Annotated in this window: 23 protein-coding genes and 4 pseudogenes; 11 read left to right on the top strand and 16 right to left on the bottom strand. The window is 69.2% G+C overall.

From position 1 onward, the window contains the following. Positions 1-227: 227 nt before the first annotated feature. On the top strand, positions 228-635 hold the full coding sequence (locus AB0D94_RS19720; protein WP_362053210.1) for a GNAT family N-acetyltransferase: 408 nt from the start codon (positions 228-230) through the stop codon (positions 633-635). 164 nt (positions 636-799) lie between these two features. Next, positions 800-1,123, top strand: coding sequence for an NAD-dependent epimerase/dehydratase family protein (locus AB0D94_RS19715; RefSeq protein ID WP_362053207.1), 324 nt, complete (start codon positions 800-802; stop codon positions 1,121-1,123). 398 nt (positions 1,124-1,521) lie between these two features. Here the strand turns inward: AB0D94_RS19715 and AB0D94_RS19710 are convergent, their stop codons facing one another. Both AB0D94_RS19710 and AB0D94_RS19705 read right to left on the bottom strand, forming a co-directional pair. Next, positions 1,522-1,947 carry a TetR-like C-terminal domain-containing protein gene (locus AB0D94_RS19710; protein ID WP_362053204.1) on the bottom strand — a complete coding sequence of 142 codons (426 nt, stop codon included), beginning with the start codon at positions 1,945-1,947 and terminating at the stop codon, positions 1,522-1,524. Next, entirely contained in the window at positions 1,886-2,161 is a 276-nt protein-coding gene (locus AB0D94_RS19705; protein WP_362053201.1) for a helix-turn-helix domain-containing protein, read from the bottom strand. Before AB0D94_RS19705 ends, AB0D94_RS19710 begins: the two co-directional genes overlap by 62 nt. 144 nt (positions 2,162-2,305) lie before the next feature. Here AB0D94_RS19705 and AB0D94_RS19700 point away from each other — a divergent pair, with 144 nt between their 5' ends. Beyond that, a complete protein-coding gene (locus AB0D94_RS19700) occupies positions 2,306-2,878 on the top strand; it encodes a dihydrofolate reductase family protein (protein WP_362053198.1) in 573 nt (190 codons plus the stop codon). Between the two features lie 358 nt (positions 2,879-3,236). Continuing rightward, positions 3,237-4,046 carry a hypothetical protein gene (locus AB0D94_RS19695; protein ID WP_362053195.1) on the top strand — a complete coding sequence of 270 codons (810 nt, stop codon included), beginning with the start codon at positions 3,237-3,239 and terminating at the stop codon, positions 4,044-4,046. A 493-nt stretch (positions 4,047-4,539) separates the two neighbouring features. Here AB0D94_RS19695 and AB0D94_RS19690 read toward each other — a convergent pair whose 3' ends face one another. Both AB0D94_RS19690 and AB0D94_RS19685 read right to left on the bottom strand, forming a co-directional pair. Then, positions 4,540-4,746 carry a hypothetical protein gene (locus tag AB0D94_RS19690; RefSeq protein ID WP_362053192.1) on the bottom strand — a complete coding sequence of 69 codons (207 nt, stop codon included), beginning with the start codon at positions 4,744-4,746 and terminating at the stop codon, positions 4,540-4,542. A gap of 210 nt (positions 4,747-4,956) precedes the next feature. Then, the gene (locus AB0D94_RS19685) at positions 4,957-5,265 is read right to left on the bottom strand and encodes a hypothetical protein (protein WP_362053189.1); all 309 of its coding nucleotides are present in this window, start codon (positions 5,263-5,265) and stop codon (positions 4,957-4,959) included. Positions 5,266-5,373: 108 nt separating this feature from the next. Here AB0D94_RS19685 and AB0D94_RS19680 point away from each other — a divergent pair, with 108 nt between their 5' ends. Further along, positions 5,374-5,568 carry a hypothetical protein gene (locus AB0D94_RS19680; RefSeq protein ID WP_362053186.1) on the top strand — a complete coding sequence of 65 codons (195 nt, stop codon included), beginning with the start codon at positions 5,374-5,376 and terminating at the stop codon, positions 5,566-5,568. 718 nt (positions 5,569-6,286) lie between these two features. On the opposite strand, the pseudogene AB0D94_RS19675 reads toward AB0D94_RS19680, so the two are convergent. Next, positions 6,287-6,946: pseudogene (locus AB0D94_RS19675) on the bottom strand (IS701 family transposase); the annotation flags it as partial. A 168-nt stretch (positions 6,947-7,114) separates the two neighbouring features. On the opposite strand from AB0D94_RS19675, the gene AB0D94_RS19670 reads away from it, so the two are divergent. Then, positions 7,115-7,519 (top strand): type II toxin-antitoxin system PemK/MazF family toxin, encoded by a 405-nt coding sequence (locus AB0D94_RS19670; RefSeq protein ID WP_351408166.1) that lies wholly within the window; start codon positions 7,115-7,117, stop codon positions 7,517-7,519. Between the two features lie 289 nt (positions 7,520-7,808). After that, positions 7,809-8,597 carry a hypothetical protein gene (locus AB0D94_RS19665; protein WP_362053183.1) on the top strand — a complete coding sequence of 263 codons (789 nt, stop codon included), beginning with the start codon at positions 7,809-7,811 and terminating at the stop codon, positions 8,595-8,597. Between the two features lie 428 nt (positions 8,598-9,025). Here AB0D94_RS19665 and AB0D94_RS19660 read toward each other — a convergent pair whose 3' ends face one another. Both AB0D94_RS19660 and AB0D94_RS19655 read right to left on the bottom strand, forming a co-directional pair. Continuing rightward, complete coding sequence (locus AB0D94_RS19660; protein ID WP_362053361.1) at positions 9,026-9,496, bottom strand: DIP1984 family protein; 471 nt, start codon at positions 9,494-9,496, stop codon at positions 9,026-9,028. A gap of 731 nt (positions 9,497-10,227) precedes the next feature. Beyond that, positions 10,228-10,698 carry an Lrp/AsnC family transcriptional regulator gene (locus tag AB0D94_RS19655; RefSeq protein ID WP_362053180.1) on the bottom strand — a complete coding sequence of 157 codons (471 nt, stop codon included), beginning with the start codon at positions 10,696-10,698 and terminating at the stop codon, positions 10,228-10,230. A gap of 94 nt (positions 10,699-10,792) precedes the next feature. On the opposite strand from AB0D94_RS19655, the gene AB0D94_RS19650 reads away from it, so the two are divergent. Further along, positions 10,793-11,656: an LLM class flavin-dependent oxidoreductase gene (locus AB0D94_RS19650; protein WP_362053177.1), complete on the top strand. Its 864-nt coding sequence runs from the start codon at positions 10,793-10,795 to the stop codon at positions 11,654-11,656. Further along, positions 11,653-12,081, top strand: coding sequence for a nucleoside deaminase (locus tag AB0D94_RS19645; RefSeq protein ID WP_362053174.1), 429 nt, complete (start codon positions 11,653-11,655; stop codon positions 12,079-12,081). The genes AB0D94_RS19650 and AB0D94_RS19645 overlap by 4 nt, the downstream gene beginning before the upstream one ends. Before the next feature lie 51 nt (positions 12,082-12,132). Here AB0D94_RS19645 and AB0D94_RS19640 read toward each other — a convergent pair whose 3' ends face one another. Beyond that, positions 12,133-12,795, bottom strand: a complete 663-nt coding sequence (locus AB0D94_RS19640; protein WP_362053171.1) for a zinc-binding dehydrogenase — start codon at positions 12,793-12,795, stop codon at positions 12,133-12,135. Here AB0D94_RS19640 and AB0D94_RS19635 point away from each other — a divergent pair. Next, a pseudogene (locus AB0D94_RS19635) lies at positions 12,758-13,409 on the top strand (HSP18 transcriptional regulator). The gene AB0D94_RS19640 and the pseudogene AB0D94_RS19635 sit on opposite strands and share 38 nt — an antisense overlap. Positions 13,410-13,790: 381 nt before the next feature. On the opposite strand, the gene AB0D94_RS19630 reads toward AB0D94_RS19635, so the two are convergent. Both AB0D94_RS19630 and AB0D94_RS19625 read right to left on the bottom strand, forming a co-directional pair. After that, the gene (locus AB0D94_RS19630) at positions 13,791-14,240 is read right to left on the bottom strand and encodes an SRPBCC family protein (protein ID WP_362053168.1); all 450 of its coding nucleotides are present in this window, start codon (positions 14,238-14,240) and stop codon (positions 13,791-13,793) included. An 801-nt stretch (positions 14,241-15,041) separates the two neighbouring features. Next, positions 15,042-15,239: pseudogene (locus tag AB0D94_RS19625) on the bottom strand (transposase); the annotation flags it as partial. A gap of 439 nt (positions 15,240-15,678) precedes the next feature. Between AB0D94_RS19625 and AB0D94_RS19620 the strand changes: the two are divergent. Beyond that, complete coding sequence (locus tag AB0D94_RS19620; RefSeq protein WP_362053165.1) at positions 15,679-16,302, top strand: alpha/beta hydrolase; 624 nt, start codon at positions 15,679-15,681, stop codon at positions 16,300-16,302. Between the two features lie 230 nt (positions 16,303-16,532). Here the strand turns inward: AB0D94_RS19620 and AB0D94_RS19615 are convergent, their stop codons facing one another. The 6 genes and pseudogenes from AB0D94_RS19615 to AB0D94_RS19590 all read right to left on the bottom strand — a co-directional run bounded on the left by AB0D94_RS19615 (position 16,533) and on the right by AB0D94_RS19590 (position 21,722). Beyond that, positions 16,533-16,859 (bottom strand): GYD domain-containing protein, encoded by a 327-nt coding sequence (locus AB0D94_RS19615; RefSeq protein ID WP_362053162.1) that lies wholly within the window; start codon positions 16,857-16,859, stop codon positions 16,533-16,535. 313 nt (positions 16,860-17,172) lie between these two features. Further along, positions 17,173-18,402, bottom strand: a complete 1,230-nt coding sequence (locus AB0D94_RS19610) for a cell filamentation protein Fic (RefSeq protein WP_362053159.1) — start codon at positions 18,400-18,402, stop codon at positions 17,173-17,175. Between the two features lie 206 nt (positions 18,403-18,608). After that, positions 18,609-18,725, bottom strand: a pseudogene (locus tag AB0D94_RS19605) (transposase); the annotation flags it as partial. Between the two features lie 196 nt (positions 18,726-18,921). Continuing rightward, entirely contained in the window at positions 18,922-19,641 is a 720-nt protein-coding gene (locus tag AB0D94_RS19600; RefSeq protein WP_362053156.1) for a hypothetical protein, read from the bottom strand. A gap of 56 nt (positions 19,642-19,697) precedes the next feature. Then, on the bottom strand, positions 19,698-19,889 hold the full coding sequence (locus AB0D94_RS19595) for a DUF3117 domain-containing protein (RefSeq protein ID WP_362053358.1): 192 nt from the start codon (positions 19,887-19,889) through the stop codon (positions 19,698-19,700). 336 nt (positions 19,890-20,225) lie between these two features. Next, the gene (locus AB0D94_RS19590; protein ID WP_362053153.1) at positions 20,226-21,722 is read right to left on the bottom strand and encodes an AMP-binding protein; all 1,497 of its coding nucleotides are present in this window, start codon (positions 21,720-21,722) and stop codon (positions 20,226-20,228) included. Positions 21,723-21,856 lie beyond the last annotated feature (134 nt).

The raw sequence follows: 21,856 nt of genomic DNA, 5'->3' as shown, positions 1-21,856 counted from the left end.
GCGGGGCCCTCCGCGTCCCTACTCCGGCCCCGGCCTTGGGGGCCAGTGGAGCAGCCGGTATCAGCTGTTCCACTGGCCCCCAAGGCCGTATGAGGGCGAGGGGCTGGGGGTACTGCGGGAGCCGTCGGCTGCCACCGACGTCTGGAAGGCAGGAGGCCACCAGCTGTGGACCGCGGTGATGTATTTCTCCGGCGCGCCGGCGACGCTGACGCGCGCGCCGCGCCGACGTGTGGCTGCGTTCCTTCGCCGCCTCGCTGCCGTCCGTACGCTGCGCCCACACCGACTACGAGATCCGGGACTGGTTCTCACGGGTACTCGTGCCCCAGTACCAGACCTGGATCGCGGTCACCACGGACACGGTCGTCGGCGTGATGGTGCTCAAGGGAGCGGAGCTGAAGCAGCTCTACCTCGCCCCCGCATGGCGCGGGCGGGGACTCGGCAACCGGTTCATGGACCTGGCCAAGCGGCAGCAACCGGACGGGCTGACGCTGTGGGCGTTCCAAGTCAACACCTCGGCGCAGCGCTTCTACGAACGGCACGGCTTCACAGCCGTCGAACGGACCGACGGCCGACGCAACGACGAGCACGAACCCGACGTCCGCTACATCTGGCAGCCCAGCACACACCCGTCGTAGAGCCGGCCCCCGGCGCGGCGGTCGTCCTGTCGCCTCGCGCGGCCCGCTCGCGCCTTCGGGCCCGGACGGCAGGCGGACCCCGAACGTCACCCGGACGCCTTGGGCGTCGTAGCCATGGGAGACGGCCCTCCGGAACCTCCGCCGTCCCGGCTACCGTGCCGCGCATGAACACTCTGATCATTGGCGGCAGCGGCTTCCTGGGAGCCGAGCTGCTCCGGCAGGCGAAGGCCGCCGGGCACACCACAGCCGCGACGTACGCGAGCAAGCCCGGCGACACCGCTCAAGCCGCGTGGCACCACCTTGATCTGCGAGACGCCTCAAGTCTGGACGCGGTGATCACCGAGGTGCGCCCAGACGTCATCCTCGCGGATCCGGCGCTGTCGGTGCGGACGAGGATGTCGGTGCCGTGGCGGCGACCTGAAAACCCTGGAGAACCCCGACCTCCGCGCCGGGCCCCCACCATGCCCACCAACCAGCACCGCCCCTGACGATCCCGCTCGGCTACCCGGCAGCCACGACTGAAACGGCGAGGGCCGGCCCGGGCGGGGCACTCGGATGCGTTCGAGCAGGGGGCGTGCACAGATGCCATCGTGACGCTGGCCCGGCATCGGACACACCATTCCAGAGAAGAGCGACCAGAAGAAGCATCGCCGGAACCGAGGCCGGCAAGGTGGTCGACCGGCAGGCTTCGATATCGAGATCTACCGCCGCCGCAACCACAGTCGCATGCTGCTTCAACCGGCTCGAAGGCTACCGAGGCATCACACCCCGCTACGAGAAGACCGCCTCCTCCTACGAAGCTGTGGTCACCCTCGCATCGCTCCTGCTCTGGGCTAGATCAATTTGAAGACGGACCTCAACTGCAGATTCACACCTGTCCGGTGGGTCAGACACCGCGTTCGATCATGTCGATGAGGTGCTGGCCTGCGTCGTGGGTCTGGGTTGGGTGAAGGCCGCGCAGGGGGCCGTCGATGACGAGGACAGCGAGACCGTGGACGGCGGACCATGCAAGGAACTCGGCGCCGGGGCGCCGGTCTGCGGGCAGCTGGCCGGATTCCACGAGGCCGTCGAGGGCACCGCCCAGGAGCTCGAAGGGGGATTTGCCGCCGGCCCCTGAAGCATCGCTGTCTGAGGCGTGGGTCATGTCGCCGGGAACGTGGAAGGCGATGCGAAACAGGCCGGGTTCCTCCTGGGCGAAGCGCAGGTAGCCGGTGCCGACCGCGCGGAAACGGGCCCGGGCTGCGGCTTTCTCATCCAGGCCGTCCGGCACTGCAGCCTGTTCGGCCTCCATGGTGCGGGCGACCTCGGCCATAGCCCTGGGAGACGGCGTGCAGGAGTGCACTGCGGTCGGCGAAGTGGCGATAGGCAGCGTTCGGCGCGACGCCCACGTGACGGGTTGCGGCGCGCAGGACCACTGCCTCCGGGCCGCCCTGGCGGGCGAGTTCGACACCGGCCTTGATCAGGGCGTTGTGGAGGTCGCCGTTGCGGTAGGTGGTGCGCTGGGGCTTGTTGTCGTCCGAGGTCATCACCAACTCCAATGCAGACAGCGTTCACTTGCCTCGTCTAGGCTGATGCAAGATCAACCGGGGGGCATGGATCACCGCACCTTCCGTATGTGGACATCGCACACAAGGGCGCTCGTCCGCCCGCAGCCAAGGGAGAGTCACCTCATGCGCAAGCTCATCGTGTCCGCCTTCATCTCCCTCGACGGCGTCGTGGAGGCCCCCGGCGGCGAGCCCGGCTACCGGAACTCCGGATGGACCTTCAAGGACGTCGAGTTCCTCCCCGAGGCCTTCGAGATCAAGGGCCGGGAGCAGAAGGAAGCCACCGCGATCCTGATGGGCCGGACCAGCTACGAGGCCTTCAGCCCGGTGTGGCCCGACATGGAGGACTTCGCCGATTACAAGGCGATGCCGAAGTACGTCGTCTCCACCACCCTCGGCGAGGACGACCTGGTGTCGAACTGGGGCGAGACGACCATCCTGCGCTCGCTCGACGAGGTCGCCGCGCTGAAGGAGACCGAGGGCGGCCCGATCATCGTCCACGGCAGCGCCACCCTGAACCAGGCATTCTCGGACGCTGGCCTGATCGACCGATACCACCTGATCGTCTTCCCCCTCCTCCTCGGCGCCGGCAAGCGGCTCTTCAGCGCCACCGACAAGGACACACAGAAGCTGAAGCTCGTCGAGCACGAGGCCTACGCCAACGGCCTCCAGAAGAACGTCTTCGACGTCATCCGCTGACAAGGCTCCCGCGCTCGCCCCGCCGTCCCGGCACTCGTCCTGGCCGGAGCATGGCGGCTCACCGCGCGGACCACATGAAGATAGCCGCGACATAGCGCCCGGCCAGGCAGATGGCTGCGGCCTTCGAGCGGCTGGCAACACCGCACCAGGGATTTGGCACTGCCCCCTGGGGCGGCGTCTTTCGCCGGTAAGCAATCCCGAATGGAGCACAGCCTTGTCCCAGAACACCTCACGCCTCCTGGGCCGACGCGGACTGATATCGGGCGGAGCCGCACTCGCAGCCGGTGGCGTCCTCGCCACTGCTGCCGCCAGTCCGGCACACGCCGAGTCCACGCCAGCTCCGGCAGCCGATCCGTACTTGCCAACGCTTCCGCATCAGATCGAGGCCGAGCAGATGGTCGACTATCTGCGGATGTCGGACCCGTTGAACACGGACCGCAACCAGTACAAGCTGGCCTCGGACACCCGGTCGACCGTGCTGACCTGGGGGAACCCTGGCCTGGCCGAGCAATACCGGGCGCTGGCCCAGTGCTCGACGTTCGTGACGAAGACGCTCATGCGCGCGTACGGTGAGGGCACCTCCACCGGGTGGGCGACGGAGCAGTACTTCCACGACAACTTCTTCCCGAGCATCCCGATCGACGACCCCAAGTGGTCACCGAGCGCGGAGGAGTACCAGTCCGGCTTCAAGGGCGCCGCAGAGATCCTCAATATCCAGCAGGTGAAAAAGCCGGTCAATCTCAGGCCCGGTGATCTGGTCGCGATCGACTACAACGACCCCAACAGCGCCTACACGGGCCACATCGTCATGATCCGCAAGGCCAAGGGGACGTTCCGGAACAGCGTCGTAGACGCCAAGCTCGGCGACAATGTGACGCCGCGCATCTTCGAGGTCATCGACTGCACGCACCTTCCGCACGGTGATCCGAAGAACGGCAACCTTGCCAACTACGAGGCGTTCCCCGACTCCCGCTACAAGCCGATCGTGGACGCCGTCGGGAACGTGACCGACTGGGTCGCCGGCTCAGGCGTCGGCTACGGCCACATGATCTTCTACTCGGACAACACGACGGGCGGCTTCGCCGGCTACCGGTGGAGCGTCAACTCCTCCAGCGTGTACTCGGCAGAGCAGCGCTGGATGTCTGCCGGGCGGGTCTTCCTCGGCTGACAGGCAGTCAGACCGTTCGGGTTGTCGCCACAGGCCGTCCGTCACCTCTTGAGTCGCCGGGACGGCACAGTCCGTACGGGCGTGCGTGGGCCGGGCAACCCGGCGCCGTGCATGACGCGCTGCAGTCGCTGCTTGCCGTGAACTGCGAACACGGTCTTGCGGTCCCGGCACCGGACGGCCGACGTCCCCCAGTCGCGGCCGCGTTCGGTCTGCGCCCAGCGTTCGTCGGTGAATCTCGTGCCGCAGCCGGCGCACGCCGGCCGGGGCTTCTCCCGATCCGCGGCCCGGTGGGCCATGGCCTCCGCGCGGGATCAGGCGAGCTCCTTCTGGTACATCTGCTCGTCGTCGGGGTTGTCGGGCTGGCGCCAGCCGGTGGGCGGCGGGTCGGCCATTGGCGTGATCGTCTGAGGGCAGGAAGAGGCCGTCGGCGGCTGTTGCTCAGGCCATGGCAGACATGCCGGCGGCGCCGGTCACCTGGTTCCAGATCACTCAATCAATCTGCGCAGTCGGATCCCGGCCGCGGTTCGGGCTGGACCGGCATCCAGGACTCGCGGTCGTCCGCCCGATCCGGCTTGGGGTTCGCCGAGGAGCCCGCAAGGCGTTCCAGGAGGGCCTTGAGGCCCTCGCGCAGTACGTCGAGCGGGAGGGCGGCCTGCCGGGGCGCGCGGTCGTCGAGGTGTTGGCCTACGGAGCCGAGCACACACCCGGATCTGGATCGGGAACGCCGAGGCCCGCCGCGACCGGCTCGACGCCCAGCAGCTCGCCGCGCTCGCCGGCCTCGGCGTGGACTGGGCCCGGACATGACGTGGGAGTCAACTTCCCCGCCGGATTGCGCAGTGGGCGCGCGTGAATGCGCACTCCTCGCGCGTTCCGGAAGCCGCTGAGAACTCGCCCCAGACCGACGTCCGGCTCATGGGCGCGGGCAGCCGTGACCTGGCGGCGGGTACTCCCGGTCCGGGAGTTCGGCGACGCCGTAGAGCACGATCCGCTCGAACTCCGACAACTCCCCCGGCAGCCCGGTCCCGTCGTCAGCGACCTCGTCGAGCGCCTTCAGCAGCCGCATCGACGGCTCCTGGTCCGCCTTCTGCCGCGCCGAGCGCCCTTGAGGGGGCGCGGCGCCCGGCGCCGGTGGAGCGGCCTGCGGAAGGTGCAGGGCGCCTGAGCCCCACGCACTGGCCAGCACCACGACTCCGGCCGCAGCCCCGGGAAAGTCATCCACCCCGGTGATCAGCGTTCACCCTCGCCACGCCTGCGCGGGGTAGCCCGACCGGCTTCGGCATGAGCTTGAGTGGGAGCACCTGTCCGTCCATCCACGAAAGAGGCAACCATGCGCTGCCGAACCGCCTCCCTCATTGCCACGTCCTGCATCGCTCTGGCGTTCGTCATCACCGGAACGACACCAGCCGTAGCGGACCCCGGCCCCATCTCGGCCGCAGACTGCGCCGCGAAGAACGGGGTCCAGCAGGACATCGGCGGGACTTACTACTGTGTGGCCGTCCACGGCGTCATCGAGGGAGACTGAGAGGAGCCGCCGCCGTCACCCGTCCACGCCCCGTGACCTTGGCAGGCGCGGCCTCCTGCCGCTGGGCAGGGACCGCGGCTGCGGCCGGGACCGGCTGACCGGGGGCCACGGCGGCGGGCGTGGTGGTGGGCGGGAACGGGCCGCCGCCGCGGAGACCCGGACCCGGGACGCGGGCGCGGCAGGCACGGACGGTGGCACCGTCAAGGAGTGGAGGGTCGCGTCCACGAGGCGCCCCACCAGAGCGGAGCCCGGGGCCTCCTTCCAGGAGGTGTCGTCGCCGAGACTGGCCAGGTGTGCGCCGACGGCCTTGGCACCGCCGCTCTCGCCCATGCTCTGCATGCGGGCGGCCGACAGCGGCCACTGGCGGGAGCCGATCAGGAGGCCCGCCTCCCGCTCCGGCAGGACGTCCCCTGACCATCGACACCATCTGGGAGTACACGGCCGGGTGCACCAGGAGCTGTTCCAGGGGCGGGCCCGGTCGCCGAAGTCGAGGTCCGGGGGACCGTCAGGCCCTCGGTCAACGGTCCCCAGGAACGCTTCGCATCCGTGCTCGCGGCGCCCACGGATCGGCGGCTTCCCGCCCCGGCGGCGCGGCCACAGAGGCGGGGGCGGTGCCCGAAGCGGGGGCGGTGCCCGGAGTGGAGGCGGTGCCCGGAGCGGAGGCGAGTGCGGGTACCCGTCCTGCGGGAGGCGCACCCCACGGGTCGTCGGCCCCGCCCGCGAGCATGGCGAGGGTGACCCAGCGGGTGCAGGAGGCATAGCGGCGGACCTGGTGCTCGTCGAGTGCGGCCAGGCCCTTACCCGACTGGAAGAACTCCTCCACCCGCCATCTTGATCCAGCGACTCTGACCAGCACGGTCAGCGGCACGGGTGCGGGCGAGTAGCAGCGGTAGTAGGCGAGTTCGCCGGTGCTGCGGTTACGGCGGATCAGCAGCTGACGACTCCCGGGTCGGGGTTCGGCGAGGTCGATGAATGCCCAGTCGTAGAGACGGTGGCCCTTGGCCCCGGCCCCTGCGGAGAGCTTCTGCCAGGCCCGCTTGGGCACCTTCTTGGTCAGGGTGTCCGCACGGAACCTCCCCGCCCCGGTAGTGACTTCGTGCGAGCAGGCCACCGCGAGGACGTAGCCGGTGCCGCGTTCCTCCAGTGCGGTTCGCAGTTTGGGGTTGCCGCCGTAGACCTCGTCGCCGGCGACCCCTGCGGCCTGGTGGCCGGCGTCCAGGGACCGGGCAACCATACGAGTGGCCAGTTCCGGCTTGGTGGCGAAGGCGGTGTCCTGGTCGAGTCCGGCATCCCGGCAGCGGTCAGGGTCGGAGGTCCATGAACGCGGGACGTACAGCCGGGGTTCGACCCGTGTGAACCGTCCCGCTATCCGGCTCATCAGGCCCTCGAACGCCTGCTGCCAGCGGGCAGGGTCTACGCTGTGACCTGCGGCCACCGTGTGATCGTTTGTCTTCACACGCCGATGATCAACGGGTGGCCGCACCCGTCTCCACAGCGCGTCGGGGTCGCGCAGCGTCCGCCCGCCGTTCCTGTGTCAGGAGGACATGTGCAACGTGGCGAAGTCTGGTGGGTGGAGTTCGACGAGCGGCGGCCGGTCGTGCTGCTGTCGGGAGACGACGCGTCCGGGATCCGGGTGATGCAGGTCGTCGCTCGGGCGGGTGTCGACATCACCGGTCTGGGCGTCGAAGTGGCAGTAGGCGCCGTGGAAGGACTGCCCTTTGAAGGCGTGCTGCGGTTCGCGTTGCCGCGTCCGGGGTTTACCCCTTGCACGTGGCTGACCACCGTGTCCCGGGACGACCTGATCGAGCGAGCGGGCGTTCTGTCCTCCGCGAAACTCAGCGAGATTGAGAACGCCCTCCGTCTCGGTGAGCAGGCGAAGGAGTGGACCCCGGCGACGACCGCGAAGCTCAGCGAGATAAGGAACGCCCTCCGTCTCGGTGGACTCGGGTAGGCGGAGAAGGAACGGACGCCCGCGACGGCGTGGTCGGTCTCGTCCAGATGATCGACGCTGCCAGCTGCCTCCTCGGCGCCCCTCACGATCGGGATCACGAACTACGGCTGGAGTACTAGGCGGATTACGCGGTCACGCACCGAGATCCAGCGCCTCAGTGGTTGCCCGGCACCGGATGACATGACAGTGATTCCCCATCATGTTTGTCAATGGCGCCGGGAACGTGGGTGGAGTAGGCCGGGAACTACACCCGGCGCTCGCCCCCGGAGGCGGGTGAGATCCTGAACGGATGAACGAGACATCCGCTGCTCGGGCGATCGCCCGCTGGCCGCTGACCGCGGCCGGGGAGACCGATTGGCTGCGGGAGCTGGCCGACGATGACGGGCTCACCGGCTTCATGCCGCCAGCACTGCCCGACGCCGCCTGGGTCCTCCACTCCATGTACGAGCACGTACTCGGGCCGACCGGCATGTCCTACGTCGCGTATCAACGGGCCGTGCTGAACGGTGGCGGGTCCGAGATCATCCCGGGCCTCGACCCCGCGGACGTGTTCGGGGGCACGCCGGGCGAGCCCCGCGGCCCCCGTTGGCGCCGGCTGCGCTGGGCGGAGCTCTCGCGGCGGACCGGTGATCCCGTGGCGCCCGAGGGGCGGCTGCCCTGTTTCCGCTCCTTCCCCTCGCTGCGGGAGCCCAGCGGCTGGCCGGTCGGCATCGCGGGGCCGTCCGAGGGCAGCCTGGACCGGATCGACTGGAACCGCCTGGTCGAGATCCTCACCGAGCACAGCCCGCAGGGTGCGGAGACCCGCTGCCTGGCCTACTACAACCCGTTGTTGCAGAGGGCTGAGGACTTCGACAACCTGCACGTCCGAGCCGGCGCGCTCGCGGACGCCAATGCGCTGTACGACCACCCCGAGGAGGACGGCTGGACCCCGTCCAACCTCTGGTCCCAGGACCGGTCCTGGGTCCTCTGCACGGACTACGACCTCTGGGCCACCAAGGTGGCGGGCCCCGCCCCGCTCATCGAGGCCCTCCTCAACGACACGGAAATCGAGGCCCTACGACTGCCCTGGGCCACCTGATCCCGACCGCGCGCCCTGGGAACGACACGCCCGTGCGCGGCCTGGATGATCTCTATGGCCGTGGCGCCGGCCCGCGCGAGCTTTCGACGGTGCCGGACACCGCGGGCTTCACCGGCAACATCCGAGCGAAACCGCCTGGACGGCCCCGCCTGCCCACGCACGACACGGCGCCCGTACCGGGAGCGTGAGCTCCCGGTACGGGCGCCGTCCTGCGATGCGGATGCCCCGAACCCGCCCTCGTCACGACCGGATCTGCACGTGGTGATGAAATGTGCGCGATGCACTGTGACTCGTCACGCTGCTGAGCTGCACTGTCGTCTCGGGAGTCGAACCCGATGCGCTGCTCTCCGCGCACCAGCCGGGCCGGTAACCGCCGGCCCTCGGTTGTGCACGCCTCCGGAGCGACTACCTGCTCCACATCGCAAGTCTCAGTCCAGGAGGTCGGCCTCCCAGTTGGTGCGCTGGATGCGTACGTCGATCTCGCGGATCTCGCGGGCGGCGTCGTCAGCGCGAGCGCGCAGCTCGGCGACGGGCAGCGCAGGGAGCACCATCAGCTCGGAGCGCAACTGGCGGCCGTAGCCGCGTTCCCCGCTGCCAGCGGCGGCGTCGGCAGCCGAGGTGAGCACGGAGTGGCGCAGGCGCAGGGTGTCGCGGCGCGCGAGGGCGTCGGTGAGAGTGCCGTCGGCGCCCATGTCGACGGCGGCGTTGGTCCGGTTGATGCGCCGGATCAGGGACTCCAGGGCATCGAGGGTCTCGGTGACCTCGGCGAGCAGCCCTGCCGGGTCCTCGGCGGGTGTCTCACCCTCTTGGTGGCGGGCGTTGGCCACGATGCGGGCCCGAAGCTGTTCGACGCGGCGAGCCGCTTCCGCGCGCTCCGCCAGTGCTTCGCCGAGCTTCATCGTCGTGGGTCCCGTCCCGTGGTGCCATTTCGTCGTGCGGTACTGCGGTACCGCTGCGCCGATCACCTTACGTCACACCACGGGCCGGCCCAGCTCAGCCGGCTCGATCGGCCTGGGTGGGTACGGCGAGGTGAACGAAGAGCAGCACGTCCGGCTGGTGCGGGGCCTCGAGGGCGGCCTCCGCGCGCGATGACGCGGCAGCCTCGGCCCGTGTGTGCTGCGGGCGTCGGCCAGCACGTCGGCCAGGCGTGAGGCTTCTCCTCGTCCTGCCGGCCACCACGACAACACCTCGAGCACATCGAGGGCCGCCTTCGCTGCGAAGAAGACAACGGCACCCGCACTGGCCATTTCGAGGACCTCGCTCACGCGGTGCCGTACCGCGACCCATCGGTACGAGGCGACCTTGCTGGTTGCAGTCCTTGACGAGTGGCTGTGACGGGCGCCCTGCTGGGACCATGCGTCGGTGAACTCAGGAGTCCCCGCCGTTTGAGCGCGTGCGCGCTCTTTCCGGAGACCCGAGCGCCGTCCCGCATGGCGGCGGCCGTGGCGCAGCAGGTAGCGTGGTCCAGGGCACTTGGGCGTTCGCCGTTGCTGGGCCCCAGCCGGAGGCCCGGCAATGTAGCACCGCGCTGTTCGCCGCCTTCGATGCTGCGGAGCCGCTGGCCGGACCGGTCTCTCCGGCGGGGTTGCTTGGCCGACACCCCGCTGTGGCGTCCGCGCCACATCAACGCCTATCTGACGGTATCGGCCCGAGGGACTCGCGGGCCGCGAAAGGGCAGCGTCCGGCTGAGGACGAGGTTGGTGGTCGTGCTCCCGAACTGGGCCAGCTCATCGACAATTTCCTCCAGCTGGGCCATCGACGTGGTCGCCACCTTCATGACGTAGCAGTCGTCACCGGTGGTGCGCAGGCACTCGAGGATCTCCGAACGCTCGTCGAGCAGCCGGCGCAGCGGTTCGTGCCGGGTTCCCGGCCCCGGGTATTTCAGCCGAATCACCGCAAGCACTGCGTGCCCGGTCCTCTCCAGGTCCACCTCCGCCCGGTACCCCGTGATCACCTCGGCCGCCTCCAGCCGCCGCACCCGCTCCTTCGTCGCCGACGCGCTCAGGTTCACCCGCCGTGCCAGCTCCGTGAACGCGATCCGGCCTTCTCGTTGGACTTCCGTCAGGATCGCCCAGTCTGTCGCGTCGAGACTCTCGGTCATCCGCCCAGAATACCGGCGAATCCACGGGCGAACCCCTTCTGAACAGGCGGGAATCGCTTCTGACGGCCCGGGCGGCCTGGCTAGGCTCGACCCTGTGAAGATCGGAGTCAACGTCCTCAATTTCGGCCCTGGTATCGACCCGGGAGTCCTTCGAAGCTGGGCCCAGACCGTCGAAGGGCTGGGCTTCGACCTGCTGATGGTCTCGGACCACGTGGCCATCACGCCCGACGTGGCCGAGCGCTATCCAGCACCCTTCTACGAACCCTTCACCACCTTGTCCTGGCTGGCCGGCCTCACCACCCGAGTCCGGCTCGGTACGACGGTCCTCATCGCTCCGTACCGGCATCCGCTGCTCACCGCCCGGATGGCGGCCAACCTGAACGAGCTGAGCGGCGGCCGGCTGGTCCTCGGCGTGGGGGTGGGCTGGGCACGGCAGGAGTTCGCCGCCCTCGGGATCCCGTTCGAACACCGCGGACGACTGACCGACGACCATCTACAGGACGTGCGGGCGGCCTGGGCGGACACCGCCTCCTACGGCAACCGGAAGATCCCGGTATGGGTCGGCGGCAACAGCGACGCGGGACTGCGGCGGGCCGTGCGGCTCGGGGACGCATGGCACCCGCTGCGCCCCACCCTGCCGTGGCTGCGCGAAGCCGCCGTCAGGCTGACGGCCTACGCGGACGACAACCACCTCCCCGTCCCTGCCCTGGCCCCCCGAATCGCCCTCAAACTCACTGCGGCACCGGTCGACGGACCGCAGCGACTCGCCGGTGAGGGCACGATCGACCAGATCGTCGACGACCTCGACCAACTGCGCCTGCTGGGCGCCGAGGCCGTCGTCCTCGACCCGTACAACGGCGACCCCTACGAGACATGCCACCCGCAGGCAGCTTGGCAAGCACTCGCCGCGGTGGCCGCGCACCTCTTCCCACCCCGCACCAGAACGGAACAACCATGACCACACCCGACGACCGCGCCCTCCTCAGGCGCGCCATCGCACTCGCTGCCAAGGCTCGCGCGGCCGGCAACCCGCCATTCGGCTCGCTGTTGGCGGGACCGGACGGGACGGTTCTGGCAGAGGAGCACAACACGACCCTCACCGACAAGGACATCACCGCTCACCCGGAACTGAAGCTGGCGAGGTGGGCAGCGAGGGAGCTGGACACGTCCACGGCGGCGAGAACCACGATGTACACCAGCTGCCAGCCGTGCGGGATGTGCGAGGCGGTCATCCAACAGGCGGGACTACGACGGGTGGTGTTCGCGCTCTCCAACGAACAGCTCCTGGACATCAGGCCGGGCAGCGGCAGGCCGCCCGTGCCGCAGGATGGTCCCGCGCTGTTCGACGAGGTGCGGGTCGTGGTCGAGCCTTACTACCGCTGACCGCGCCACACGCTGTGTCAGCCGCCGACACCTTGACTGCCCGGACAGTCCCTAGTTCTGCGGCGGAAGCCCCGGCGTGTGCCGCCCGCTGACCTCCAGAACTGCCTTTCCGGAGACCCGACGCCCGTGAAGTGCCTCGGCGGCCTCGACGAAGCGTTCCCACGAGCCTTGCCAGCCGATGTCGACAGTCAGGGCTTCCTCCGCGGCCAGCTCGGCCAGGGTGGCCAGGTCCGCACCGGCGTGCCCCTCGATGACGAAGGAGGTCAGCGACTTGGCCGGGCCCACCGTCGCGTACGGCGGGAAGACAGCCGGTTCGCCGGAGGTCCAACCGACGCTCTGCACACTGCCACCGGGGGCGAGCAGGTTCCATACTGCGACCAGCTGCGAGCCGCCGACGCTGTCGATCACCACGTCGACCGGCTGGTCGAGACCTTCGAGCCCGATCAACACCTCGTCGGCGCCGGCATCGGCCAACCCCTGCCCACGGGCCACCGAACCCACGGACGCGATCACGTGGGCACCGGCCCGAGCCACCAGTTGGACGGCGAACCGGCCGACTCCAACGGCGCTGGTCGAAGGTTGCGATGTGGGTGCCCGGTGGTTACCTGGCCTCCATGAGCTGTCCTTCGCCAGCCCTGAGGGCGCGCGAAGGAACGCGCAGCTGCTGATCTTCTGGATGCCACTGGACGCCAGTGAGCAGGAGGAGACGTACACAGCCGGGTACAGCGCAATCGACCAGGCCCTCAGGGACGCACAGCAGCCTGCAGACTCCCCGGCCGAGGTGGGGCCGACGCCTGAGTCAGGCCCGCACCCGGCCCTGGCCGCACTGCTGATGCTTCGCGAGGTCCGCGAGCAGCTCGCCGGCTGGGAGAGTGTCCTGATCGAAACCGCCCGCGACCGGGGCGCGAGCTGGGCCGACCTCGCAGGCCCCCTCGGGGTCGCCAGCCGTCAGGCCGCCGAACGCCGCTACCTGCGACTGCGCCCCGGAACGGCCGGCAGTACCGGGGAGCAGCGTGTTCAGGCCACCCGAGACTCGCGTGCCGCCGACCGCACCGTCACCGCCTGGGCCCGTCACAACGCAGCCGATCTGCGTCGCCTGGCCGGTCAGGTCACCTCTCTCACCGGGCTGCCTGCCGGTGCCCAGACGGCTGTCGACGAGGTGAGCGCGGCCCTCGCAGACAACGACGCTGCCCGCCCTCGTCCAGCCGCTGACCGGCACCCGGCCTCATCTGCGCCCCGAGGACGCCGACCTCGCCGGGCTCATCGACGCCATGACCCGGCACACCGACCAGCTACGCCAGGACACCCACGACCAACGCAGCGTGTGACCGCACCCCGTCGGAGACGTCAACGTCGGCAGCCTGGCATCCACACCTCACCCCCGCAGCGACGGCAAGCGCCCGGTCGCCCGGCGGTCCGCAGGCGGCGAGCATCCCTCCCGGTACCTCGCCGCAGGCGACGACTGGTGCACGAAAAGAGAGCGGACGGTACGACGGCGCCAACGGCCGCCCCCACACCTGACCACCGGCCTGCCGCCCGGCGAGCCGACCAGCCCGCGTACCGAGGGCTCGTTGCCCCCGGCCGGCCTAGGACGGCTCCCGGGACGCAGCCCGGCGCACCGGCGGCCGCCGCGCGTGTTCTGCGCGGCGGCCGCATGGCTTTTGCCTCGGACGGGGCTGCCTGCCCTGCAGGCGGGTGGGCGAGCGCTGTCAGACCTGGCCTCGCCACTGCCCGGTGGCGGTGCCGCGGTCTTCGATGAAGTGCTTGAAGCGCTTCAGGTCGCCCTTGACCTGGCGGTCGACGAAGCCGAGCTTGTCGCCGATATTCTCCGCCATCCCCTCCGGGTCGAAGTCCATCATCAACGTGACCTGCGTATGGGTGGGATCGATGGGCTGGAAGGTGACCAGGCCGGACTGCTCGCTCTCGCCCCCTACGGTCACCCACGCCACCTTGGTATCCGGGATCTGCTCCGTGATCTCCGCATCGAACTCCCGCTCGACACCAGCGATCTTCGTCACCCAGTGCGTGAGCGTGTCCGTGCGCTGCTCGATCCGCTCCACCCCGTCCATGAATTCCGGGAACGACTCGAACTGCGTCCACTGGTCATACGCCGTACGGACCGGGACGTCGACCTCGATGGACTCCTTGACCTGCGACATGACTGTCTCCTTTGATCTGGAGTGGTGAGGCGGGAGCCGGGCGGTCTCGGGCCTGTCCGACTTCCGCGGGGGCACCCGCATCCGTGCCCACTCAGCACGCGCCTGCCCCGGCAACCAGATAGCCATTCCCCGAACGAGCCCACTTCCCGAGCCAGGCAGCCCCACCAGTCGCGGCCTGGGCGAAATCCTGAAGGGCTGGCACAGGGACCAAACAGGCGTAACGCGACCCCGCAATGGCACACACGTATTGCGGTCACCGTCGTCCAAGGCCACGGCGACGAGTCATGCTCCTACGACTCGCCATACGTCGTCCCCCATAGAGACCGCGCTGTCTCCCCGGCCGTACCGCGCTTCAACAGGCCCAGCAGAAGTCCCTCTCCGGAACCTGGCCGCCCAGGCCCGGGACTCTGCAGGTCAATCCGTAGACGTCCTGACCGCGCTGGGCCTGCAGCCCGACCAGGCGCCCTCACCCGGCCCCGCGGCCAGTCGTACGGCCAGGGCCTCCCTGTGCCACCACACCTACCGGTGATCTCGGCAGCGGCCGAGCCTGGCCAGGGCCGTCGCCGGCGCCTTCTTGAAGGCGGGCACCAGGGCGTCTGCCCAGCGCCCCATCCGCCCCCACTGGACGAGAGTGACCCTCACCCCGGCACGGCCCACGCTGAACAGGTTGATGTCCCATGACGACTGCGGATGGACCGACTGCACCCCGAGGACGCGGCCGCCTCCAGCAGGCGGGCGACGAGGTCTCGTCCTGGTGTTCTGGCGGTTCCGGCCCCCTTTGAATCAGGGGCGGGCGGCGGTGCGGGCGCCGGCCGCGTGCTGATGCGCGCGGACGATGGTGGAGTCGACCGAGATGCCCCAGTCGATCTCGTCCGAACCGTTCGGGCAGGTCACGCCACTGTATTCCTGTCCTCACCGGGTGCAGAATCCCGTCGATCACCTGCCGATGATTCCGCCACCTGCCGCAACGCCATTCCTGACTGGCAGGAACGGCCGCAACCGTTCCCACTCCTCTTGAACCACTCGGGTCACACCGTGCTCACAGATACCGCCGCGGGCGGTCTTGCGGCTTCACGCCGAAGGCGGAGGCTCTCGCCGATCGCGGCGTTCCCTGGCGGGTGAGCAGTGCGGCGTGAGCGCTGAGGCGGCCGACTCACCGGTCCCACAACAGGAGTGGGCAGAGCGAAGGCGGTACCCAGGGTGCCAGCACACAGGTCTGCCGGGGACGTTACGTCGCACTCGCAAGGTTCGCCACTGAGCGCGCGATGGCAACTACTCTGCGCCCGACTTCAACGCGCACACCGGCCAACCAGACCGCTGACTGGCCAACTAAAGTGTTCTGACCGCGCTTCCGTGATGACTACGCCTTTATGAGGACCCGCATGTGAGCTTGCATGCCGAAGTCGTGGCACTCATCAGGCCGGGGTAGGACCTGGCCATGGTCCTCGACACGCGTTACACCGGCGATCCGGAGCGGGTGGCCCTTGTCCTTCCCGGGCTTACCTACACCCCCGCCAGGCCATTGCTGCACTTTCTCGTCCGAGCACTGCACGCGCGCGGCTGGACGGTGCAGGAACTGTGGTGGGAGCCGCCGGCCGATGCCGAACAGCAGCAGGCATATATCACTGAACGAGCCATGGCGGCACTGGAGGAGGAACACGCGGAACAGGTCGTGGTGCTCGCCAAGTGCCTGGGAACTCTATTCCTGCCCACCGCCGCAGTCCTGGGGCTTCCCGGTATCTGGCTCACGCCGATGCTGGACGTCCCCTCAGTGGCCGACGCAGTGAAGACCTCGACGACTCCGTCCCTGATAGTGGGAGGCACCCGTGACCCGCACTGGGACATAGATGCAGCCCGCGCCGGCGGACACGCAGTACTGGAACTTTCCGGCGCGGACCACGCCCTGGAGATACCCCAAGACGTCCACGGCTCGCTGCAGGCCCTCTCCACGGTCCTCCACGCCGCGCAAGACTTCGTTGCCGGCTTGCCCGCGACCAGGGCAATCGACGGTGCTGGCAACGGCTTCGGGCTCGTCCGGACCGAGGTCCCTCACCAGGCGTAGAGGTCCCGGAAGAACGGTCAGAACCAGAGTTGGTTCTGACCGCTCTTCCGTGACGACTACGTCAAAGGCGGTCTGCGCCCCAGTCCAGGCAGCCACAGCCGGCGTGTCCTCCATCGTGGCCCTATGAGCGGACAAGCTGGAGGTTGGAGGAGCACATGAGGCGCTTGGTCCGTCGGGTCAGATCGGCCGCGTTGCGGGCAACATGAGGCAGCAGGCCCGCTTGCCAGCCGCTACTCGCCAGGAGCCCGATACTGGACGTGCTCCGCCTTGCGCAGCGCATCCAGCGTTTCATGGACGCTCAGGAGAACGGTCGTCTCAAAGGAGCTGAGCGCGCCACCCCCGCTGATCGCCAGCGCAACCGCGGCCATGGACACGTTGTCCGGGGCTTCCCAGAGGTTGTAGCCGTCGTGCCTGCCGAAGGCGTACCAGAAGCCGTGGAGCCTTCCACCGACGGATTCGATGTACGCCTGAGCGGCCTTTGCGCGGTCCTCGGGGTGGCCGATCAGCCTCGCCCAGGTCTCCGGCGTGTAGCTGAACCTCGATAGATAGAGCGGCATCGTGTCTCCCTTTCGTTTCACCGATGGATGCCCGCGCCGGGTGGAAAAGGGCCGGAGTGGTTCGCGGTTCCCCCAAACAGCCGGGGATGATGCCGCCACGGACCAGAGCCAAGGCGTGAGCAGGCCGCCCCAACCGGTACGAAGGCTTCGTTCGCTCGCATCTGTCGTACTGCAGTGGTGGCCACACGGGAGTACTTGAGTCTGTTGATCGTCCGCCCAACGGTGTCGCCTGTGCCGCCACCGACTCCAGGCGTAGTCGTCACGGAAGGGCGGCCAGAACCCCAGAGTTGGCGGCTTTCGCCAACTGAGCCGCTCACTTCGATGCTGAGCCGACGGAGTCGGCGGTGCGGCGCCTGGTCTCCACAAGATGGATGTTGATGTAGCGGACGAGGATCAGTGGGTCCTGGGGATCGTCGGCCTGGAAGGTGACGCGGCGCAGGAGGCTGACTCCGTCGAGTGCGACGCCCTCGAGGGCGAGGACGAAGACGAGGGTGAGGAAGGCGGAGCGGGCGTTGCCGACGTCGAAGGGGTGGAAGAAGCAGATGTCGAGATAGGCGCGGGCGGCGCGGGCGGTCAGGCCGAGAGGTCGGCCGATGTCGGATGCGCTCTCCGCCAGGCACGTTTCGAAGCGGGCACGTGTGTCCGGTCCGATGCCGTAGCGCTCCCGGCTTCCCTTGGCGAAGGCGGGCGAGTTGCGGAACAGTGGCGGCTGCGGGGTGCCCAGGAGGCGCTGCTGCCAGCTGCTGAGCAGTGCGAAATCGAGCCGCGCTCCGCGTGCCGCGTCGGCTCGGAGCAGTTCTAGGGCGCTGAGAAGGCCTCCGGCTCGGGTAGGGTCGATGGCGCCGTCGAAGGCCCGGATGTCCTCCGCCGCGCCGTCGCGAAGGGGCACCACCGGTCCGTCCGTACCGCTGTCCGGGATCTCGTGCCACGGCACCGATTCGCGTACTGCGAGCCAGCGCTGCAAGTGGTCTTGAGTCGGCGCGTCTGCGCGGGTACGGCCGTCGGCCGGCTGCAGAGAGAGCGCAAGCTGCTCCGCGACGTCGTCGACCACCACCGTGTCAGGACCGGTCCAGCTGTGGAACCGTCCACCGACCGCCTCGTCGACCAGGCCCCGAGCCACGTCGGGCGCGACTCCCCAGCGATCGAGGAACCAGGTGAGCACTTGGCGGCAGTGGCCGTGCCAGCCGCTGCCGCACCCGGTACGGTCGACGACCTGCAGGATCAGATTCCTCGCCGCGCGCTCCCACAGGATCCGCTGGTCCTCGATGTCGGTCAGGTCCAGGGGGTACGCCTCGAACCAGCCGGCGAGGTACTCCAGCCACTCGCGCCACTCACGCAGGGCCGACCCGACACGGGCCAGCGTCTCTTCCGGCGTCGTGATCGAGTCCCGCGGACAGCACCAGTTTCCTATCGGCCCGCCGTCGAAATCCCCCTCGTCGTGCGACCAGCGCCAACCGACCGTCCAACGCCCGTACTGCTGGACAAGGGCGTACGACATGGCATCGGCCCAGGACTCGGCCTCGCCACGACTCCAGGTGCTCATCGCGGGGTCCCCGAAAGGGACGTCCGGACGAATGGGCACACACCGGGCCGGGCCGAGCGAGCGCACCGTCCGCGCTACGGACGCGTCGTCGAACCCATGACGGGCGGGGTCCACGTCGTCCCACGTCAGGAAGCGAGGAGCCAACTCGATGATCACCGCGCAAGCCTGCCACGCTCAACCGGCGCCCCAAAGTAGATTTCCCGTGCTAGCTGCCGCCAGGTACAGCCCGTCGTGGCCACGACCATGATCGCCGCCAGCACCTCGCGATCACCGTGCCGCCGTCGGCCACCGCCTTGCGGACGCACCGGAGCAGCCAGGACCACCTGCTAAAACAACCCCCACAACCCATCCGGAACCAGGCGCTCCACCCACGTCATCACAACAGCCAGCCTAGTGATCAGGCCAGTTGAGACGATCTCTTTGGGGTGCAGGCTGACGCCTCCCCAGATGCCGTGGGTCCCCTCTGTGTTGGAAGTCCTGCTTGCCTCACGGGCAGCAGGATGCTCAGGGCAGCTGCAGTTACTCGAACTGCTTCCACGGCAGTGGGCCTTCGTCGTGGTAGTGCCCATATCCGTCCAGCCAGTCGGAGAGGGCTTCGGCCGGCGGGTAGGTCACCTGTACGCCGTCTGCTGCCCGGGGGTCACCCTGCAGGAAGGCCCGGGCGAGCCGCTCGGCCTGCCGGGCGGGGTCCTCGTCGGTCACGGTCAGCCTCGCACCGAACTCCTCTACCCGTCGCACGCTGTTCTTGCCGGAATACTCATCGCGGAGGAAGCAGACGAGCACCTGGCCCGGGCTGTCGGGATCGGTCCACACATTGCCGAGCTCGCACGACCAGTGGTCCAGCCACGCCTTCTCAGCCCGCAGTGTGCCGCGCAGCAGCCGGGCGACCGTCTGAGCCGGCCACTCCCAGCTGGGATCCTGCCCGGCGCGCTGTAACTCGGTGTCGTACTGCGCGGCGTCGAAGCGGTACTCCGGCAGTTCGGGGCCGTCCTCGTCCCCGGCCTTCCAGGTCCACACCACCGTGTCGTCCTCGCGCCGCAGCTTCAGGTAGAGCAGGGGCGGGTGGCAGCCGCACCAAGGCTCGGCCATGTCGACCCGGTGCGGTCTGATGCCCACCGACAGCGGGCCGTCAGGTATCAGCCAATCCATGGGGTCCCCGCAGCGGGCTCCCTCGTCCGAGTCGGCGAACGCCTCCTCGATCAATACGCCGCTCAGACCGAAGAACTCGTGCGTCGCCACTTCCGATAGGTCGTCGGCGGGCCGGCACCGGCAGTCTGAGGCTGGGGTGGTCGTTGTTACGGCTGCTCGGTTTCTTCCGCCGGTGTGGTTTCTTCCGCCGGTGTGTTGAGCGCGTCAGCCAGCGCAGCAGCCTCATCCGGGGACAGTTCGCCTACGAGCCGACCGCCGCCTTCGAGCGGGATGCGCATGACGTTGACCTGCCCCTCCTTGCTGGCCTCGAGCGGACCGTCGCCCGTCCGCGGCCCAATCCTGTCCTCAGGGGACGCAACGTCATTGAGGGACAGTGCCCGCATCCCGTTGCCCTCGGCCTGGACTACGCACGTCCCCGGCCCCGCTTCGGCGGCGAGGACCTTCACCCCGACTCCAGCTATCCCGTCGAGGTGGGAATCCTCTGCGACATCCTGGACAGCGTCAGCAGTCCGGGCAGCACGGACACGGTCAAGATCTCCGTCACCCTTTGGGGAGCCGAATCACTCGAAGGACAAGTCGAGTTCGAAGTGCGGGCTGATCAATTGACTACCAGCTGAGGTTCACGATCACCGGGCCGAGCACGCTCTTCAACCGTGTCGCCGCGCTCGGAGACTTCAGGCTCGTCTGTCTGTCACCGCCTGTTCCCGCAGGCGCCGCTTGTCCGGCTTCCCGAGGGCGGTCAGCGGGATCTCCAGAACCCAGAACACCGCGGTGGGCCGGTGCGCCGGGGCCAGCGCCTCCTCTACCAGGGCGCAGGCCTCGCCAGCCACCGCGTCGTCGGGCGCATACCCCGTAACGGGCACGAGGAAGGCGCAGACCTCCTCACCGGTGAGGCCGCTGTCCCGGCCGACGACCACGGCCTCGGCCACGGCCGGGTGGCGGGTGAGCGCCGCCTCGACCGGTACGCAATAGATGTTGACGCCGTCGACCACCACGACGTCTTTGCTGCGGCCGTCGAGGTAGAGGTACCCGTCCTTGCCGAGGTGCCCGAGGTCTCCGGTCCGCAGCCAGCCCGCCCGCATCGCCTGGGCCGTCAGCGCTGGCTGGTTCCAGTATCTGGCCATCATCGCCTTGGATCGCGCCCACACCTCGCCGGTGGCCCCTGCGTGCACCGCTACGCCGTGCTCGTCCCGCACCTGCACCTCCACTCCCGCGACCGGCCGGCCGACGGAGGACAGAAGTTCCGGCCGGCCGGCCACCGCCGCATCGTGGTCGGTCGGGGAGAGGCGGCAGATCACCCCGGTCTCGTTCATGCCGTAGCCCTGTTGCCAGCGCCCGCCCCAGCGGGTCACGGCCTGGCGCAGCCGTTCGGGGTGGACAGGTGAATTGCCGTACGAGATCACGTGCAGCCCGGGCACTCCCCCGGCGGTCGCGGGGTCGCCCAGCAGCCGGTACAGCATCGACGGCGTCAGGTACGTCGAAACCTGCCCCAGCCGCAGGCAGGCGGCCGCGAACTCCGGTGGCCCGAATGGGTCGAGGATCTCTACACGGCCTCCGGACCGCAACTGCTCCAGGCAGCGCCCTCCGGACCGCTGTGCCAGCGAGGTGACCGACAGGTAGGCCAGCTCCGCCCACCTGCGGGGGCGTACCTCGTTGCGCGCGGCCATCGCGCCGAAGGTGGAGGCGACCCCCTTGGGGAGCCCGGTGGTCCCGCCGGTATAGGTCACCCGCGCCACGTCGTCCTCCCGGGCCCGCACGGCCACTGGGGTGGTGTCCCGACCGGCAGCCCGTCGGCCCGCCTCGTCCAAGTCGAGCAGGGGCGACCCGGTGCAGGGAACCGGAACGTCGTGCACTACCAGCTCCGGGCGGCAGTCCCGCAAGATGAAGTCCAGCCCGTACGTGGCCGGCCCGACAACGACCAGCGTCAGCCGGGCACCCAGCACATGCGCGGCGAGCCGCACCAGCAGCACCTCGGCCCGGTTCCCGCCCGTCACACAAGCGAGCCCCGAGCCCCGCCCGACCCCGTCCTCCGCGAATACCCTGGTCAGCCGGTACACGGCCTCCAGCACCTCGGAGAACCTCATGACGGCAGGGCCGGCCCCGATCGCGGGCCGTCCCGCATACTGCTCGAACGCACCGATCAGCTCAGTGACATAGCGTGCGGCCACCATCTGCAACCCGCCTCTCCGCGCCGGACGACCCCTCCGGCACCGAGCCGTAAACGCTGGACCAACCGATGGAAGGGGGTCCTGCAGGCCATCGCCTTCGACGGCCGCCTCACCGACAACCGAATCTGACCCGACAG

Origin of the sequence: Streptomyces sp. NPDC048255, assembly GCF_040652415.1 — a bacterium.
Taxonomy (GTDB): Bacteria; Actinomycetota; Actinomycetes; order Streptomycetales; family Streptomycetaceae; genus Streptomyces.
Note: the sequence above shows the minus strand (reverse complement) of the source record. Positions and strands in the feature narration are given on the sequence as shown.